General features: G+C 31.7%; 16 protein-coding genes. 8 read left to right on the top strand and 8 right to left on the bottom strand.

Going from position 1 to position 14,810, the window contains the following annotated elements; all coding sequences use genetic code 11:
- Positions 1–241 precede the first annotated feature (241 nt).
- From gyrA to YW9_RS0104885, 4 genes are all read left to right on the top strand, one after another.
- Complete coding sequence (gyrA, locus tag YW9_RS0104900; RefSeq protein WP_018279077.1) at positions 242–2,764, top strand: DNA gyrase subunit A; 2,523 nt, start codon at positions 242–244, stop codon at positions 2,762–2,764.
- A gap of 109 nt (positions 2,765–2,873) precedes the next feature.
- Positions 2,874–4,136, top strand: coding sequence for a tetratricopeptide repeat protein (locus YW9_RS0104895; protein ID WP_018279076.1), 1,263 nt, complete (start codon positions 2,874–2,876; stop codon positions 4,134–4,136).
- 146 nt (positions 4,137–4,282) lie between these two features.
- Complete coding sequence (gene panD, locus YW9_RS0104890) at positions 4,283–4,633, top strand: aspartate 1-decarboxylase (RefSeq protein ID WP_018279075.1); 351 nt, start codon at positions 4,283–4,285, stop codon at positions 4,631–4,633.
- A 24-nt stretch (positions 4,634–4,657) separates the two neighbouring features.
- Positions 4,658–5,611: a lysylphosphatidylglycerol synthase transmembrane domain-containing protein gene (locus YW9_RS0104885; protein ID WP_018279074.1), complete on the top strand. Its 954-nt coding sequence runs from the start codon at positions 4,658–4,660 to the stop codon at positions 5,609–5,611.
- Here YW9_RS0104885 and YW9_RS0104880 read toward each other — a convergent pair.
- From YW9_RS0104880 to pyrE, 3 genes are all read right to left on the bottom strand, one after another.
- Positions 5,608–6,756: a THUMP-like domain-containing protein gene (locus tag YW9_RS0104880; RefSeq protein ID WP_018279073.1), complete on the bottom strand. Its 1,149-nt coding sequence runs from the start codon at positions 6,754–6,756 to the stop codon at positions 5,608–5,610. The genes YW9_RS0104885 and YW9_RS0104880 overlap by 4 nt on opposite strands.
- A gap of 51 nt (positions 6,757–6,807) precedes the next feature.
- Positions 6,808–7,200 (bottom strand): hypothetical protein, encoded by a 393-nt coding sequence (locus YW9_RS0104875; protein ID WP_018279072.1) that lies wholly within the window; start codon positions 7,198–7,200, stop codon positions 6,808–6,810.
- A 95-nt stretch (positions 7,201–7,295) separates the two neighbouring features.
- Complete coding sequence (gene pyrE, locus YW9_RS0104870; protein ID WP_018279071.1) at positions 7,296–7,937, bottom strand: orotate phosphoribosyltransferase; 642 nt, start codon at positions 7,935–7,937, stop codon at positions 7,296–7,298.
- 9 nt (positions 7,938–7,946) lie between these two features.
- Here pyrE and YW9_RS0104865 point away from each other — a divergent pair, with 9 nt between their 5' ends.
- The 4 genes from YW9_RS0104865 to YW9_RS0104850 all read left to right on the top strand — a co-directional run bounded on the left by YW9_RS0104865 (position 7,947) and on the right by YW9_RS0104850 (position 11,518).
- Positions 7,947–8,531: an NUDIX hydrolase gene (locus YW9_RS0104865; RefSeq protein WP_018279070.1), complete on the top strand. Its 585-nt coding sequence runs from the start codon at positions 7,947–7,949 to the stop codon at positions 8,529–8,531.
- Between the two features lie 45 nt (positions 8,532–8,576).
- On the top strand, positions 8,577–8,951 hold the full coding sequence (gene crcB / locus YW9_RS0104860) for a fluoride efflux transporter CrcB (protein WP_018279069.1): 375 nt from the start codon (positions 8,577–8,579) through the stop codon (positions 8,949–8,951).
- 17 nt (positions 8,952–8,968) lie between these two features.
- Complete coding sequence (gene lnt / locus YW9_RS0104855; RefSeq protein ID WP_018279068.1) at positions 8,969–10,555, top strand: apolipoprotein N-acyltransferase; 1,587 nt, start codon at positions 8,969–8,971, stop codon at positions 10,553–10,555.
- An 87-nt stretch (positions 10,556–10,642) separates the two neighbouring features.
- A complete protein-coding gene (locus YW9_RS0104850; protein WP_018279067.1) occupies positions 10,643–11,518 on the top strand; it encodes a DUF6929 family protein in 876 nt (291 codons plus the stop codon).
- Between the two features lie 6 nt (positions 11,519–11,524).
- Here YW9_RS0104850 and YW9_RS12565 read toward each other — a convergent pair whose 3' ends face one another.
- The 5 genes from YW9_RS12565 to YW9_RS0104825 all read right to left on the bottom strand — a co-directional run bounded on the left by YW9_RS12565 (position 11,525) and on the right by YW9_RS0104825 (position 14,753).
- Positions 11,525–12,298, bottom strand: a complete 774-nt coding sequence (locus YW9_RS12565; protein WP_018279066.1) for a hypothetical protein — start codon at positions 12,296–12,298, stop codon at positions 11,525–11,527.
- Positions 12,299–12,477: 179 nt separating this feature from the next.
- On the bottom strand, positions 12,478–13,431 hold the full coding sequence (locus YW9_RS0104840) for a transketolase family protein (protein WP_026193825.1): 954 nt from the start codon (positions 13,429–13,431) through the stop codon (positions 12,478–12,480).
- Positions 13,432–13,437: 6 nt separating this feature from the next.
- Entirely contained in the window at positions 13,438–13,779 is a 342-nt protein-coding gene (locus YW9_RS0104835) for a HepT-like ribonuclease domain-containing protein (RefSeq protein WP_018279064.1), read from the bottom strand.
- Positions 13,763–14,074, bottom strand: coding sequence for a nucleotidyltransferase family protein (locus YW9_RS0104830; RefSeq protein ID WP_018279063.1), 312 nt, complete (start codon positions 14,072–14,074; stop codon positions 13,763–13,765). The genes YW9_RS0104835 and YW9_RS0104830 overlap by 17 nt, the downstream gene beginning before the upstream one ends.
- Before the next feature lie 10 nt (positions 14,075–14,084).
- On the bottom strand, positions 14,085–14,753 hold the full coding sequence (locus YW9_RS0104825; RefSeq protein WP_018279062.1) for a hypothetical protein: 669 nt from the start codon (positions 14,751–14,753) through the stop codon (positions 14,085–14,087).
- Between the last annotated feature and the right edge of the window lie 57 nt (positions 14,754–14,810).

Below are 14,810 nucleotides of genomic sequence, written 5' to 3'. Positions count from 1 at the left end.
AAAGATATAACTAAATGGGAAAAAATGAAAAACGCTTCCAAAAAGTTTTTATAAGTTAGTTGCTTAATCCTTATGGAGAGTGTTATTTTTTCTGCTTTCATTTCATTTATAATTATCTTATTATCAAAATAAATAGGTTTTACATCTAAAAAAATAAATCTTTTTTTGATGCTATTAACAATATTTTTCGTACATTAGCCCATTAATTTGTTTAAGGAATAAGAAATAGTATACATTAATTATGACAGAAGGAGAAAAACTCATTCCAGTAGATATTGGTGATGAGATGAAATCCGCTTACATTGATTATTCAATGTCGGTAATTGTTTCGCGAGCACTACCAGATGTTCGAGATGGTTTAAAGCCTGTACATCGTCGAGTTTTGTTTGGGATGTATGAGTTGGGGGTGTTAAGTAATAGAGCACATAAAAAATCTGCAAGAATTGTAGGGGAGGTGTTAGGTAAATATCATCCTCACGGCGATTCGTCAGTTTACGATACAATGGTTCGTATGGCTCAAGAGTGGAATATGCGTTATATGCTGGTTGACGGGCAAGGAAACTTTGGTTCTATTGACGGAGACTCTGCAGCTGCGATGCGTTACACGGAGGCCAGAATGCGAAAAATATCAGAAGATATGCTTGCTGATATTGACAAAGATACCGTTGACCATCAGCTTAACTTTGATGATACATTGCAGGAGCCAACAGTGTTACCGACCCGTATTCCTAACTTGTTAGTAAATGGTTCTTCGGGAATTGCTGTCGGGATGGCAACCAATATGGCACCGCACAACCTAAGTGAGGTAGTAGATGGTACTATTGCTTATATTGACAACCCAGACATCGAAATAGATGACCTTATTAAATATATAAAAGCTCCTGATTTTCCAACAGGTGGTATCATTTATGGGTATGAAGGAGTGCGTGAGGCGTTCAAAACAGGTCGTGGTCGTGTGGTAATGCGAGCAAAAGCCGATATTCAGGAAATTAAGGGAAGAGAGTGCATTGTTGTTACAGAAATTCCGTATCAAGTGAATAAGGCTTTGATGGTTAAACAAACAGCCGACCTTATTAAAGACGGAAAGTTAGAAGGCATTTCCGAAATTCGTGATGAATCCTCAGGACGTGACGGAATGCGTATTGTTTACGTAATGAAAAGAGATGCTGTTTCTAACGTAGTTTTAAATAACTTGTTTAAACACACTGCATTACAATCTTCTTTCAGTGTAAATAATATCGCACTTGTCAATGGTCGACCGCAGTTATTAAACCTGAAAGATTTAATTCATCATTTCGTTGAACATCGTTATGATGTGGTTTACCGAAGAACAGAATTTGAACTTCGTAAAGCTAAAGAAAGAGCTCACATATTAGAAGGTTTAATCATTGCTTCGGATAATATTGATGAAGTGATTGCGATAATTCGTTCGTCAGAAAGTCCTGATGAAGCACGTACACGTTTGATGGAGCGTTTTGAATTGTCTGAAATTCAGTCACGTGCTATTGTTGAAATGCGTTTGCGTCAACTCACAGGTCTTGAGCAAGATAAGTTACGAGCTGAATATGATGAGCTTGTAAAACTAATCGTTGATTTGGAAGACATCTTGGCTCGTAAAGAACGTCGTACAGAAATCATCAAAGAAGAACTTCTTGAAGTAAAAGAAAAATATGGAGACAGCAGACGTTCACAAATTGAGTATGCTGGAGGAGAGTTCAGTGTAGAAGATATGATTCCTGATGAGACGATGGTAATTACTATTACACACGCAGGATACATCAAACGTACTTCACTTACTGAATACAAAACACAAAATAGAGGAGGAATAGGACAAAAAGCATCAAATACTCGCGACCAGGATTTCTTGGAGCATTTGTTTGTGAGTTCGAATCACCAATATATGCTTTTCTTTACTCAAAAAGGAAAATGTTTCTGGATGCGTGTTTATGAAATTCCTGAAGGAAGCAGAACAGCTAAAGGACGAGCTATTCAAAATCTTATCAATATTGAGCAAGATGATAAAGTGAAAGCTTTTGTAAGCGTTCAAAACCTTAAAGATGAGGAATATATCAATAATAATTATTTGATTATGACCACAAAACAGGGAATTGTCAAGAAAACGTTATTGGAACAATATTCTCGACCTCGTCAAAATGGTATTAACGCAATTACAATTAAGGAAGGAGACGAGCTTCTTGAAGCTAAACTTACTTCAGGAAAAAGCCAATTAATGTTAGCTGTTAAATCAGGTAGAGCTATCCGCTTTGGAGAAGAAAAAGTACGTGCTGTAGGGCGAAACTCACAAGGTGTACGCGGAATTGATTTGGATATTGAAAATGATGAAGTTATTGGTATGATAGCCATCGAAAATCCATCAGAAGAAACTGTGCTTGTGGTTTCGGAAAACGGGTACGGAAAACGTTCTTACATTGATGAGCCAGAAACAGGAGAGGCTGTATACCGAATTACGAATCGTGGAGGAAAAGGAGTAAAAACCATTTCGATAACTGAAAAAACGGGTAATTTGGTCGCTATTAAAAGCGTACTTGCAGGTGAAGACCTAATGATTATCAACAAGTCAGGAATTGCGATTCGGTTACCAATTGATGATTTGCGTATTATGGGACGTGCCACACAAGGTGTACGATTGATAAACATCAAAGGTAACGATTCTATTGCTGCTGTTGCCAAAGTGATGAAAGAAGATGAAGAAGAGGCTATGCCAGAAGAGAATCAAGATTCTGAAATGGAAAATAATATATAGATAATGAGTTTTGCATAAATCTTACCCCAAAAACATACTTTGGCAAGGTTTATGCTTACTTTGTCTGAAAAATCAAAAAATTATAAAATAACTTACAAAAACAAATCAAATGAAAAAATCATTATTATTTGCATCAGCGTTATTGGTTTCAGCTGTTGTATTTGGACAGAAAAAAGAGCTTAGAGAGGTAGAAAAACAAATCAAAAAAGGAGATTTAACAAACGCTAAAAGTGCTTTGGAGAGTATTAGAGGTGCAGCTACTTCAAATAAGGAGTTTGCTCCACAATATTACTTCTTAGAAGGACAATTAAATCTCGCTAATGCCAAAAAGAATGTAAATGTGGCTTCTTCTTTACAGAATGCTTCAGCTGCGTTTGCAAAAGTTAGAGAATTAGAGGGAGGAAAAGGAAAATATGTGTCAATGTTACAGCCTCTTTTAGATGATGCAACCAATATTGCTCTTACTCAAGCACAGGAATCTTATGGTAGAAAAGACTTTAAAAATGCAACAACAGCTTTTGAACAAGTTTATCGCTTAAGTCCAAGAGATACTGTATTTTTGTACAACGCTGCTTTAGTGGCAGTACAGGATAAAAATTACGATGCTGCTCTGAAATATTATAAGGAATTGAAAGATTTGAATTATGATGGCACAGAAGTTCTTTACTTTGCGAAAGAAAAACAAACAGGTAAGGAGGAAACTTTTCCAAATAAAAATCAACGTGATTTGATGGTAAAAGGAGGTACTCACACAAATCCAAGAGATGAGAAAACTCCTTCAAAACGTGCAGAAATCATCAAAAATATTGCATATATCTATGTAGAACAAGGTAAAAATGATGAAGCTTTAGCGGCATTTGCAGAGGCTAGAAAAAGATATCCTAATGATGCAAATTTGATAGTTCAGGAAGCTAGCATTCATATGCAGTTGGATAATAAAGATAAGTTTAAAGAATTAATGCAAGAGGCAGCTAAATTGGAACCTAAAAATCCTGATTTACAATACAATATAGGTGTTATTAATATGCAACAAAATCATTTGGAAGAAGCTCGTAAAGCATTCCAACAAGCATTGAGTATCAAGCCTGATTACGCTGATGCTGTGTTGAATATTTCAACAACTTACATTAATGAAGGAAATGCTTTGGTTGAGCAAATGAACTCTTTAGGAAACTCAAAAGCTGATATTGCAAAATATGAAGAATTGAGAGTCCAAAAAGATAATTTATTCAAAAAAGGAGCTGAAATTCTAGAAAACTATTACAAAACACAAGGTAAAAATGAAAATATCTTAGAGCAATTAAAAAATATCTATGGGGCTTTAGGAGATAGTTCTAATTTTCAAAGAGTTAAAGGATTATTAGGACAATAGTTCTTTTTTTATAGATTAAAAGATAAAAGCATAAAGTAGTTGATACTTTATGCTTTTTATTTTTTCATAAAAAATAAATAACATACACTTAATTTTTAACTTTCGACTTTTAGTTCTATCTTTGCCCGAATTTTTAAAGAATAAAAATGCAAATAGAAGTACTAAAATCTAAAATTCACAGAGTTACAGTTACTGGAGCTGATTTAAATTACGTGGGAAGCATCACGATTGACGAAGAGTTACTTGATGCTGCTAATATGATTGAAGGAGAGAAGGTTGCGATTGTAAATGTTAATAATGGCGAACGTTTAGAAACCTATATTATAAAAGGAAGACGAAATTCTGGGGAAATTGTATTGAATGGTCCTGCTGCTCGTAAGGTGCAAAAAGGTGATATAATTATTATTATTTCTTACGGAATTATGGACTTTGAAAAAGCAAAAACATTCAAGCCATCAATTGTTTTCCCAGATGAAAAAACAAACAAGATAGAATAACATAATAAACTAATTACCAAAAAGATGAAGGTTTTAAAAACATTTATTCCTTTGTTATTGGGTGTTTTTCTATGTTGGTATGCATATAACCAATTTACTGAGGAACAACTCGTTGAAATCAAGACTAAATTTATAGGTGCTAATTATTTTTATATTGGTTTGTCTGTCTTTTTGGGATTTTTGAGTCATATTCTGAGAGCTGTGCGTTGGCAGTTACTTATCAGTCCATTAGGGTATAATGCGAAAACTACTAACAGAATTATGGCAGTTTTTATAGGTTACTTGGTAAATATAACAATTCCTCGTTCGGGCGAAATTTCACGAGCTTTGGTAATTAATCGCTATGATAATGTTCCTTTCGATAAGTCCTTTGGAGCAATTATTTCGGAACGTGTTATTGATATGATATTGCTGTTATTATTCACATTATCAGTATTTTTTATTCAATTTGATTTGATAAGTGACTTTCTTATTTCAAGAGTTCCTTTTAAAAAATTAGCATTTATTGCAGGGATTGGATTAGTTCTTTGTGGTGGAGGGTTATGGTGGCTTTATAAATCAAAAAATTTGTTTGCAGATAAAATCAGTAATTTTCTTTTAGGATTAAAAGAAGGAATTTTTTCAATCATAAAGTTAAAGCAACGAAAATTGTTTATAGTACATACACTTTTAATTTGGGCGATGTATTTTTTGATGTTTTACGTTTCATTTTTTGCTTTACCAGAAACAAGTACAGTTGATTTATCAACCATCTTAACAGCTTTTGTCGTGGGTAGTTTTGCGATTGCTTTTACAAATGGTGGCTTCGGTTCGTATCCGTTTTTTATTGCAGAAATTCTTTTACTATTTGGAATTCCATTAGTTATAGGAACTGCTTTTGGTTGGATTGTTTGGGTTTCGCAATTTTTTATGACTTTATTCTTTGGAGGTGTTTCTTTTCTGTTACTTCCTATATTAAACAGAAAAAGAGCTAATTAAATTGGTTTTCCTAAAATAATTTCTTTCCCTTTAACAGATTGTGTGAAAATTAAATATTTATCACTTCCATCTTTAATTTTATATTTTTTCTTAATTTCATCAACTGACAAAGGATAATTTTTAGAAATAACATTATATCTATCATTTTTTTTAATATTTTTAGCTGAAATAACTTCTAATTTTAAGATTTTTCCTGGAAAATTAGTATTTACTTGGTCGGAAGTGTACAAGTGCGTGTTAGGATGTAACTTTTTTAAACTAAAATATTTGGAAATCAGGTTAAAAGCTCCAGATTTTAAAAGAGTATTATTTGGAATATATATATACTTTTGAGATTCTGAAAAATAAGTTACTGCACTTTCAACATCTTCAAAAAAGAAAGAAAAAATTGGCTCGTTTGTATCTAAATTTATACATCGACAGAGTGTTTTTTTATCTGTTTTATCTCGATTTTGCAAAATAACAACTTCTTTTACTTCATTTTTGATAGCTACTATATCAATGCGTTCTATGTTAGATAGTGTTGAAAGTAAATATTTTAAATCAATTAAAGGTGATAATTTTATCAAAATTTGATTTGTAATTTCCCATAATGCCGATTGAATTTCTAACAAATTAGGAGATAGGTCTTCCAATAAAAATTTCTTTTTATTATTTTCATCTCTTCTGGCGGGATCAATAAAAATCAAGTCAAAAAAAATTGAATTTTTCTTCAAAAATTCACCTAAGGATTGCTGATGAAAACTTGCTTTTCTATTTAAAACCAACCAGTTGTGTCTTACTAATGTTAAAAGTTCTGGATTTTTCTCTACCAAATGTACCTCTTCAAAATTTTGGGATAAAAAAAATGCATCAATTCCAAGTCCACAAGTTAAATCCAAAAAACGCTTACCAAACATTCCAATAGCTTTAAATTCAGCTGTTTGTTGTGAAGAGGCTTGTTCTAAATTCAATTGTGGAGGAAAAATAATATCTGGTTGATTTAAAAAAGGAAATTTTTTAGAAGCAACGTTTCTTCCAATAATTTGTTGAGCTAAATATTTATTACTAATTTCCTCAAAAACAGGTTTTTTGAGCAATAAATCAGAAATACTAATCTGTAAGTTTTTGGTAATAAAATCCTGAATTTTTTTATCTAAAATCATATCAAAAAACGAAACAATGACCTAAAAAAATTAAATCATTCTTTTTCAGCTCTATAAATCTTTCATTTTGGTTGCTAAAGTTTCAATAAATTTTGAAATAGGAGATTTAATCATCATTGCCATCATCGGATTAAAATTTCCTTCAAAAAGAAGTTGTACTTCTGTCTGATTTTCACTCTTTTTTAATAAATTAGTAGTAAGCGTGAATGGTATTTTATCACTTTTTGCTCCTAAAACAATCTGTGAATGAGGAATGCTTCCTTTCTTTTCCAAAGCAATTTCAGGCATTCCTTTCAGTGCGAATAAAAAAGATTCTCCATTGATTACCTGAAACTTACTTATAGAATCGGGCATTAATTTTTCAAAATTTTCTATATTTTCCAATAATCCGAACAATTCTTGTTGGTCTTTAGAAACGATTACTTTTGGACTTTCTAAATTCATTATTAAAGGGGTCAAAGTTTGATAAAATATGTAGTTAAATCAAATGGAAATTCTATCTTTTGCTTAACTATTCTATCATATTTTTTTGATTTATTTTATTGTTTCCATTGAGAAGGATTTTCTCGCCAATCTTTTAAAGTTTCTAACTCATTTTCAGAAATATAACCTATTTTCAAAGCTTGTAAAAGTAAATTTTCATAATCACTTAACGTATACAAATTTACCTTTTCATTTGCAAAATTAGAATTAGCAACATCAAACCCGTAAGAGAAAATAGCTATCATTCCCAATACATTTGCTTGGCTGTCTTTCAGAGCTTTAATAGCATTTAAGCTGCTCATTCCTGTACTGATTAGGTCTTCAATTACGATAACGTTTTGGTTAGCTTCTAAAAGCCCTTCAATTTGATTTTGTCTTCCGTGTTTTTTAGGTTCAGGACGAACATAAATAAAGGGTAGCCCCAGCTGATTTGCTACAAGCATACCAATACCTATTGCTCCTGTAGCAACCCCTGCAACCACTTCTGTATTTGGATATTTTTCTTTAATTTGTTTTGCCATTTGTGAAGCTACAAAATCTCTAACTTCTGGATATGAGAGAATTATGCGATTATCACAATATATTGGAGATTTCCAGCCCGAAGCCCAAGTAAAAGAATTTTCAGAATTCAATTTTATTGCTTTTATTTGCAACAAGAAATCAGCTGTTTTTTGTGCTGTATTAGTATCTAAAATCATTTTTAAATTATGTATGAAATTTTTGCTAACGATAAATCTATTATTCTGACAAATGTAGAAGAAAATATTAACAATGTCAAATTTTTTCGACTAAAAGATGTAACAATTGATTTCATTATGTCAGAATTGAATAAAAAAGGCGTTGAAAAAATCTATCTTTACCACCCCAAAGAGGAAAAACTACTTAAAAAATTTAAGAAAAAACTATCTGTAATTAAGGCTGGAGGAGGAGTTGTCACCAATAAAAAAGGTGAAATTTTAATAATGAAAAGGCGAGGAAAATGGGATTTACCCAAAGGGAAAAAAGAAAAAGGAGAAAATATTGCCGTTTGTGCCTTGCGTGAAGTAGAAGAAGAAACAGGAGTTAAAAAGCTAAATTTGATGCGTTTCAGAACCATAACATATCACATTTTCAAGCAAGATGGACAATATTTTTTGAAAGAGACTTATTGGTATGATATGGAAACAAAATATAAAGGCGTTCTTAAAGCTCAGATTGAAGAGGATATAGAAATGGTTTGTTGGAAAAAGCCAAGCGAAGTGAAAGAACTAATCAAAAAGTCCTATAAAAATATCCAGAAAATATTTGAATAGTTTTTTCAATTTACTGATTATTAAAACTTTAATTTCAATAGTGAAATGATTAAATTGGTTTTGCTAACAGGTTTGGGAAGTTTCATTGGTGGAATTTTGAGAGTATTTGTTTCTTTTATTTTAAACATAAAATTTGACAAAACGTTGCATTTTCCTATCGGAATTATGGCTGTGAACATCATTGGGTGTTTCCTGATAGGTATTTTTTTCGCTTATTTTAAAGAAAAACCTCAATTTGGAGAATTACAATATTTCTTAATGACAGGAATTTTAGGAGGATTTACTACTTTTTCAACTTTTTCACTCGAAACATTACAACTTTTTCAAAATAATGAGCCGATAAAAGCAATTTTTTATGTTTTAGGAAGTGTTCTTCTGGGAATTACGGCTTGTTTCTTAGGAAGTAAAATACATTTTTAACAAAATTGTAAGATAAAATGAAAAAAAATCTACTATTAGCAATAGTATCAGGATTACTTTTAGCTTTTTCTTGGCCTACATATGGTTTTACTATACTGATTTTTGTCGCTTTTGTTCCGCTATTATTAGCAGAACAAAACATACGTGAAAATTATAAGCAAACTAAAAGGAAGACATTTGTAATCAGTTATTTATCTTTTATAATTTGGAATATAATCACTACGTGGTGGCTATGGTATTCAACCCAAGGAGGAGCTGTTTTTGCAATCTTAGCAAATACACTACTGATGACTACCACATTTTTACTATATCACATTGCTGCAAAGAGATTACCTCAAAAAATAGCTCTTATTTTTCTGATTTCGATATGGTTATCCTTCGAGAAATTTCATTTAACGTGGGATGTTTCGTGGCCTTGGCTCAATTTAGGAAATGTTTTTTCAGGGCAAATTACTTGGATTCAATGGTATGAATACACAGGAACATTTGGTGGTAGTTTATGGATTTTACTTATAAATATTCTACTTTTTTCCTTTTTAAAATCATATTTTGAGATAAAAAACAGAAAAAATCTTGCAAAAGGTGTAGGAATTTCAGTTTTATGTTTTGCTATACCTGTTTTGGTGTCTTATTTTATGTATATTAATTACAATGAGAGAGAAAATCCTATTGATGTAATTGTTCTACAGCCAAATATTGACCCTTATTTCGAAAAATATCAAATTTCAAACCAAGAAATAGCACAATTATTGGTAAATCTTTCCGAAAATTCATTAGATAAAAAAGTGAATTTTGTTGTTACTCCTGAAACTGTATTTGCTGATAACGTTAAGTTAGAAAATTTACAAAATTCGTGGGAACTTGCCATTTTGCGTTCGATGGTGTTGAAATATCCAAATTTGAACATCGTTGGAGGGATAGCTATGATTGATTTCTTCAAAGAAAAATCTAAAATAACCAAACAAACGAATTATCTGGAAAGGGCAGACATTTGGTACAATGACTATAATTCTGCCTTTTTATTAAATACAAATGATTCTATTCCGCTATATCACAAGTCAAAATTAGTAGTCGGGGTTGAAAATTTTCCTTATCAGAGTGTTCTAAAGCCTATTTTGGGTGAAACTTTGATAGATTTGGGAGGAACTGTAGCCTTAAAAACTACACAAGAGGAGAGAAGCGTCTTTTGGGGCGAAAAAACAGAAGGAAAAGCAGCTCCCATCATCTGTTATGAGTCAATTTATGGTGAATTTGTAACAGATTATATCAAAAAAGGAGCGAATTTTTTAGCAATTCTTACAAATGATGCTTGGTGGAAAAACACGCAAGGACATAAACAATTGTTAAGCTATGCTCAATTACGTGCAATTGAAACGCGTCGTAGTATCGCCCGAAGTGCTAATACAGGAGTTTCAGCGTTTATAAATCAAAAAGGAGAAATTACAAAATCATTAGGTTATGAAAAGCAAGGAAGTTTGCGAAATACCATAAACTTAAATGATAAAATAACATTCTATGTAAAAATGGGAGATTATTTTGCTCGTATTTCGTTGTTTTTGAGTTTATTTATATTTTTGTATGCAATTGCAAAAAAACGTGGATAAAAATATATTAGGTTGCGTATGAATAATTTTTTAAGTCTTTTGATAATAATTTGTTTTTGTACTTTGAATATATATTCTCAGAAAAAAATGAAGATAGAAATACAGAAAATTAATAATATAGAAAACTTCCCGAGTGGGTCAGGATTAGCTGCAAATGGTGAAAAATTATATGCAATTGGTGATGATAGTCCGTTTTTGTATGTAATAAATTCTAACTTTCAGGTTGAAAATAGAATTTCATTATTGGAAACTTCAGCAGATAATTTCAAAGGAAATCGTATCAAAAAGAAAATTAAACCTGACTTTGAAACTTTGGAAATGATTTCTGAAAATGAGCTTGTCGTATTTGGCTCTGGTTCAAAATCTCCACAACGTGATGTGTTTGTTCGAGTTTTACTAAATGAAAATTCAATGATAGAAAGTCATTCAATAACAGATTTTTATGAATATCTAAAACATTTTCCTTTATTGGCAAAAACAGAACTCAATATCGAAGCAAGTGCTTTTTCTGATGGATTTTTATATTTATTTAATAGAAGTAACAATGTTATTGTAAAGTTTGATTATCAAGATTTTTTATCATACCTAAAAACAGGAAATCTTCCCAAAATAGAAATAAGCCGAATTTCTCTTCCTGAGATAGAAAAATTTGAAGCAGGTTTTTCGGGAGCAGCATTTAAGGAAAAATCGAAGATTATTTTTACGGCTTCGGTAGAAGCTACTGATGATGCTTATAACGATGGGGAAATCATCGGGAGTTTGGTTGGGGTAATTGATGTTTCTGATTTTCAGAGACCTAAAGTAATCCGTTATAATTTAATTCCGAATAATGGCGAAAATCCTATAAAAGTAGAGTCCATCACGATATTATCTTCAAAATCAAATGGTAATACTGAAGTTGTTTTTATAACAGATGATGATAACGGAAATACAAAGCTCATCAAAGCAAGTTTAAAAATGTAACTTATTTTATTTCAAATTAAGCTCCAATTTTCCATAAAGTAAATCCAAATAATAGCGAGTTTCTTCCGTAAGATTAGTATTTTCAAAATATTCTTTTTCAATGATGGGAAGCACAATTTTAGCAAGTTTAGTACTTGTTATCCAGCTTTGTACTTCGTTGTTAAACTCAGGATTATCTGAAAAAGGACAAGAATAATACCCATCGTCAACATAATAATACATCATTACTTGTAAATGTTCAAGAGCGAGTGGTGAAGAAGTCAGTTCATTTTCCCAAACATCAAATAAATGCTTGGTAGGAAGTCCTGCTAAATTGAACATCAAAATATAGCTCATTGCATTATCTCCTTGGTTTTTATTATAATTTGTAAGTACATATCTTGTGAATTCTGTCGAGAAACGTTTCATAAAATCCAATTCTGTTTGTTGCCAACAGCTTTTTTCGAAATGGCATTTGTCTAATATAAGTTCGGTAGAATGTCTTATTAAGGCATCTTCTGTCAAGAGTTCAAATATTCGAGGTAAGAAATGTTTTATCTCATATCCTGCTTCATCATAATGTATAGCATCTAAATAATCATAAATAGCAGATATAGAAAGTTCATACACAGGAGTCTGTAAAAGTTCTTGTATTCTCTCAGGAGATACACAACATGGAGTACATACATTTAGCTTTCCATTCAGTGAATGTTTAAAAAGACGATATGCTTCCTCTATCAGTGACTCAATAGTTTTAGATTTTTTAGGTGTATTTTTCTCAGGACGTGTCTTTATTTTCATCAGATATATTCTCTATTGATTACATTGCAAAATTATATAAGTGATACGCAATCTTTTTACGTAATTGATTTTTTTCCATTAAAAAATTGTAAATATTTAGGATTATAATCAAAAAATCAGGTTGAAAAACACTAATTCCAACCCGATTTTTTTCTCAAAATTTATATATTTCTTCTGATTTACTTCCTTTTGAGTACTTTTTCTACGGCTTTTAGTACACCATCTTTGTCGAGTCCGTATTTTTTCATTAGCTGTGAAGGTGTTCCTGATTCTCCGAATGTGTCATTCACTGCCACGAATTCTTGTGGAATAGGGAACCTTTGTGTAAGTACACGTGATACACTTTCGCCCAATCCTCCGTAGTAATTGTGTTCCTCACAAGTAACAATACATTTGGTTTTCTTTACGGAATTTAAAATAATTTCCTCGTCCAAAGGTTTGATAGTATGAATGTTAATTACTTCAGCAGAAATACCTTGTTTTTCTAATTCATCGGCAGCAAGTAAGGCTTCCCAAACCAAATGTCCTGTGGCGACAATAGTTACATCTTTCCCTTCTGTGAGAAGAATACCTTTACCAATTTCGAACTTTTGGTCTTCCGGAGTAAAATTTGCTACTGTCGGACGCCCGAAACGTAAATAAACCGGTCCTTGATAATCGGCAATGGCAATAGTGGCCGCTTTAGTTTGATTATAGTCGCACGGATTGATAACTACCATTCCGGGGAGCATTTTCATCAGACCGATGTCTTCCAAAATTTGGTGCGTTGCTCCGTCTTCCCCTAAGGTAAGTCCTGCGTGTGAAGCACAAATCTTTACATTTTTGCCCGAATATGCAATCGACTGACGGATTTGGTCGTACACCCTTCCCGTTGAAAATGCAGCAAATGTACCCGTAAACGGAATTTTTCCTCCTATGGTAAGTCCTGCCGCGATGCCCATCATATTAGCTTCGGCAATACCAATTTGGAAGAAACGTTCCGGATTTTCTTCAATAAATTTCTCCATTTTGAGCGACCCAATAAGGTCAGCACACAACGCCACTACGTTAGGATTGGTACGCCCAAGCTCAGCCAATCCTGCCCCGAAGCCGCTTCGAGTATCCTTTTTTCCTGTGTCTGTATATTTCATAATCGTATTTTATTCATTTTTAATTAATAATTTTATTTCTTGTTTCAGTAAAGGAATGTTTTTGATGACTATCCCCCAAATGATTTCGTCCTGAATATTATCGTAAGCGTGTATAATTTGGTTGCGTAATCCAACGATATTTCTTGCATTAGTAATTTCTGTATTTGGTGCTACTTTTAATATTCGATTTACAGCTTCGCCTATAATTTCTAAGTCTCTTTCAATGGCACGTTTCAACATTCCATTACTTGAAAAGTAATCAAAATCCTTAGTATTTTCATCAAAATACGACTCAATTTCTTCTATAGCTGTAAGAATATCATAAAGCCATTTCTTAACTTGCTTCGGCATAAATAAGTTGTTTTGTTTTATTTATTTCTTCTATAAAGTAAGGATTTTTCAAGGATTTTTCGGTAACTAAATCTACTTTCCGATTAAAAATTCCTTGCAAAACAAACAATAAATCGAAATAATTATCGGCATAATCAAGCAAATCAATAGGCTGAAATACCACTAATAAATCAATATCACTTGACTGCTTAGAAAAATCCTCCCGAGTTACTGAACCAAAGGCATATAAAGAACTTACTTTGTATTTCTTACAAGCCGCTACAATATCCTCTTGATGTTTTTGTATTTCTTTCATTGTTTATTATTTAACCTTGTCTAAATTTTCTTTTACCCTCTATAAATTTTTGTTGAGCTGTATATATTTTAAATAGAAATACCCCTACCACTATACGTAAGATAACATATAAATAAGGTGATACTAAGTTTACTATTTTCGTTAAAGCTCCCCTTCGTGATTCTAATACATCAACGTTTATTGGTTGAATATATGGCATTGGTATTTTTAAAATAATGAGTTCAATCAAATATAAAACCGAATAAATAATAGCTATTTTTAGCGAGTATTTTACTACTTTTTCTTTATCAAGAGAAATCAAAAACAATAAAATCCCTATAAAACTTGTAATTATACCAAAGTACAAATTATTATTTATATGTAAAATTGCTGTGATTAAAGTAATCAATCCTATTATTAATAGTAAGTATGTAATTGACTTTAATGTTACAAAAGAGTGCAAATATTCACTGAATAATAATTGTACTTTTAGACTTTCTCTTCTTTTAACTTGTTCTTCTTTGCTTAAATCTTCAAAACGAATATCATTAGGAGTAAAAATTTCCTTAGCGATATCTTTTCGTAATCTCTCATCTCGAATATTTACTAATACTTCATCTGGAAATATTTTATTTGATAATAATTCTCTACCTTTTTCTATAAGACGTTGTTTTTCTATCAATAGTTGTGAAATATCCATATATTTATATTTTTAGGTTATCCGAATATTATTGAAACTACGTATATATATTTTTAT

The organism is Capnocytophaga cynodegmi DSM 19736 (assembly GCF_000379185.1).
Classification (GTDB): Bacteria; Bacteroidota; Bacteroidia; order Flavobacteriales; family Flavobacteriaceae; genus Capnocytophaga; species Capnocytophaga cynodegmi.
Note: the sequence above shows the minus strand (reverse complement) of the source record. Positions and strands in the feature narration are given on the sequence as shown.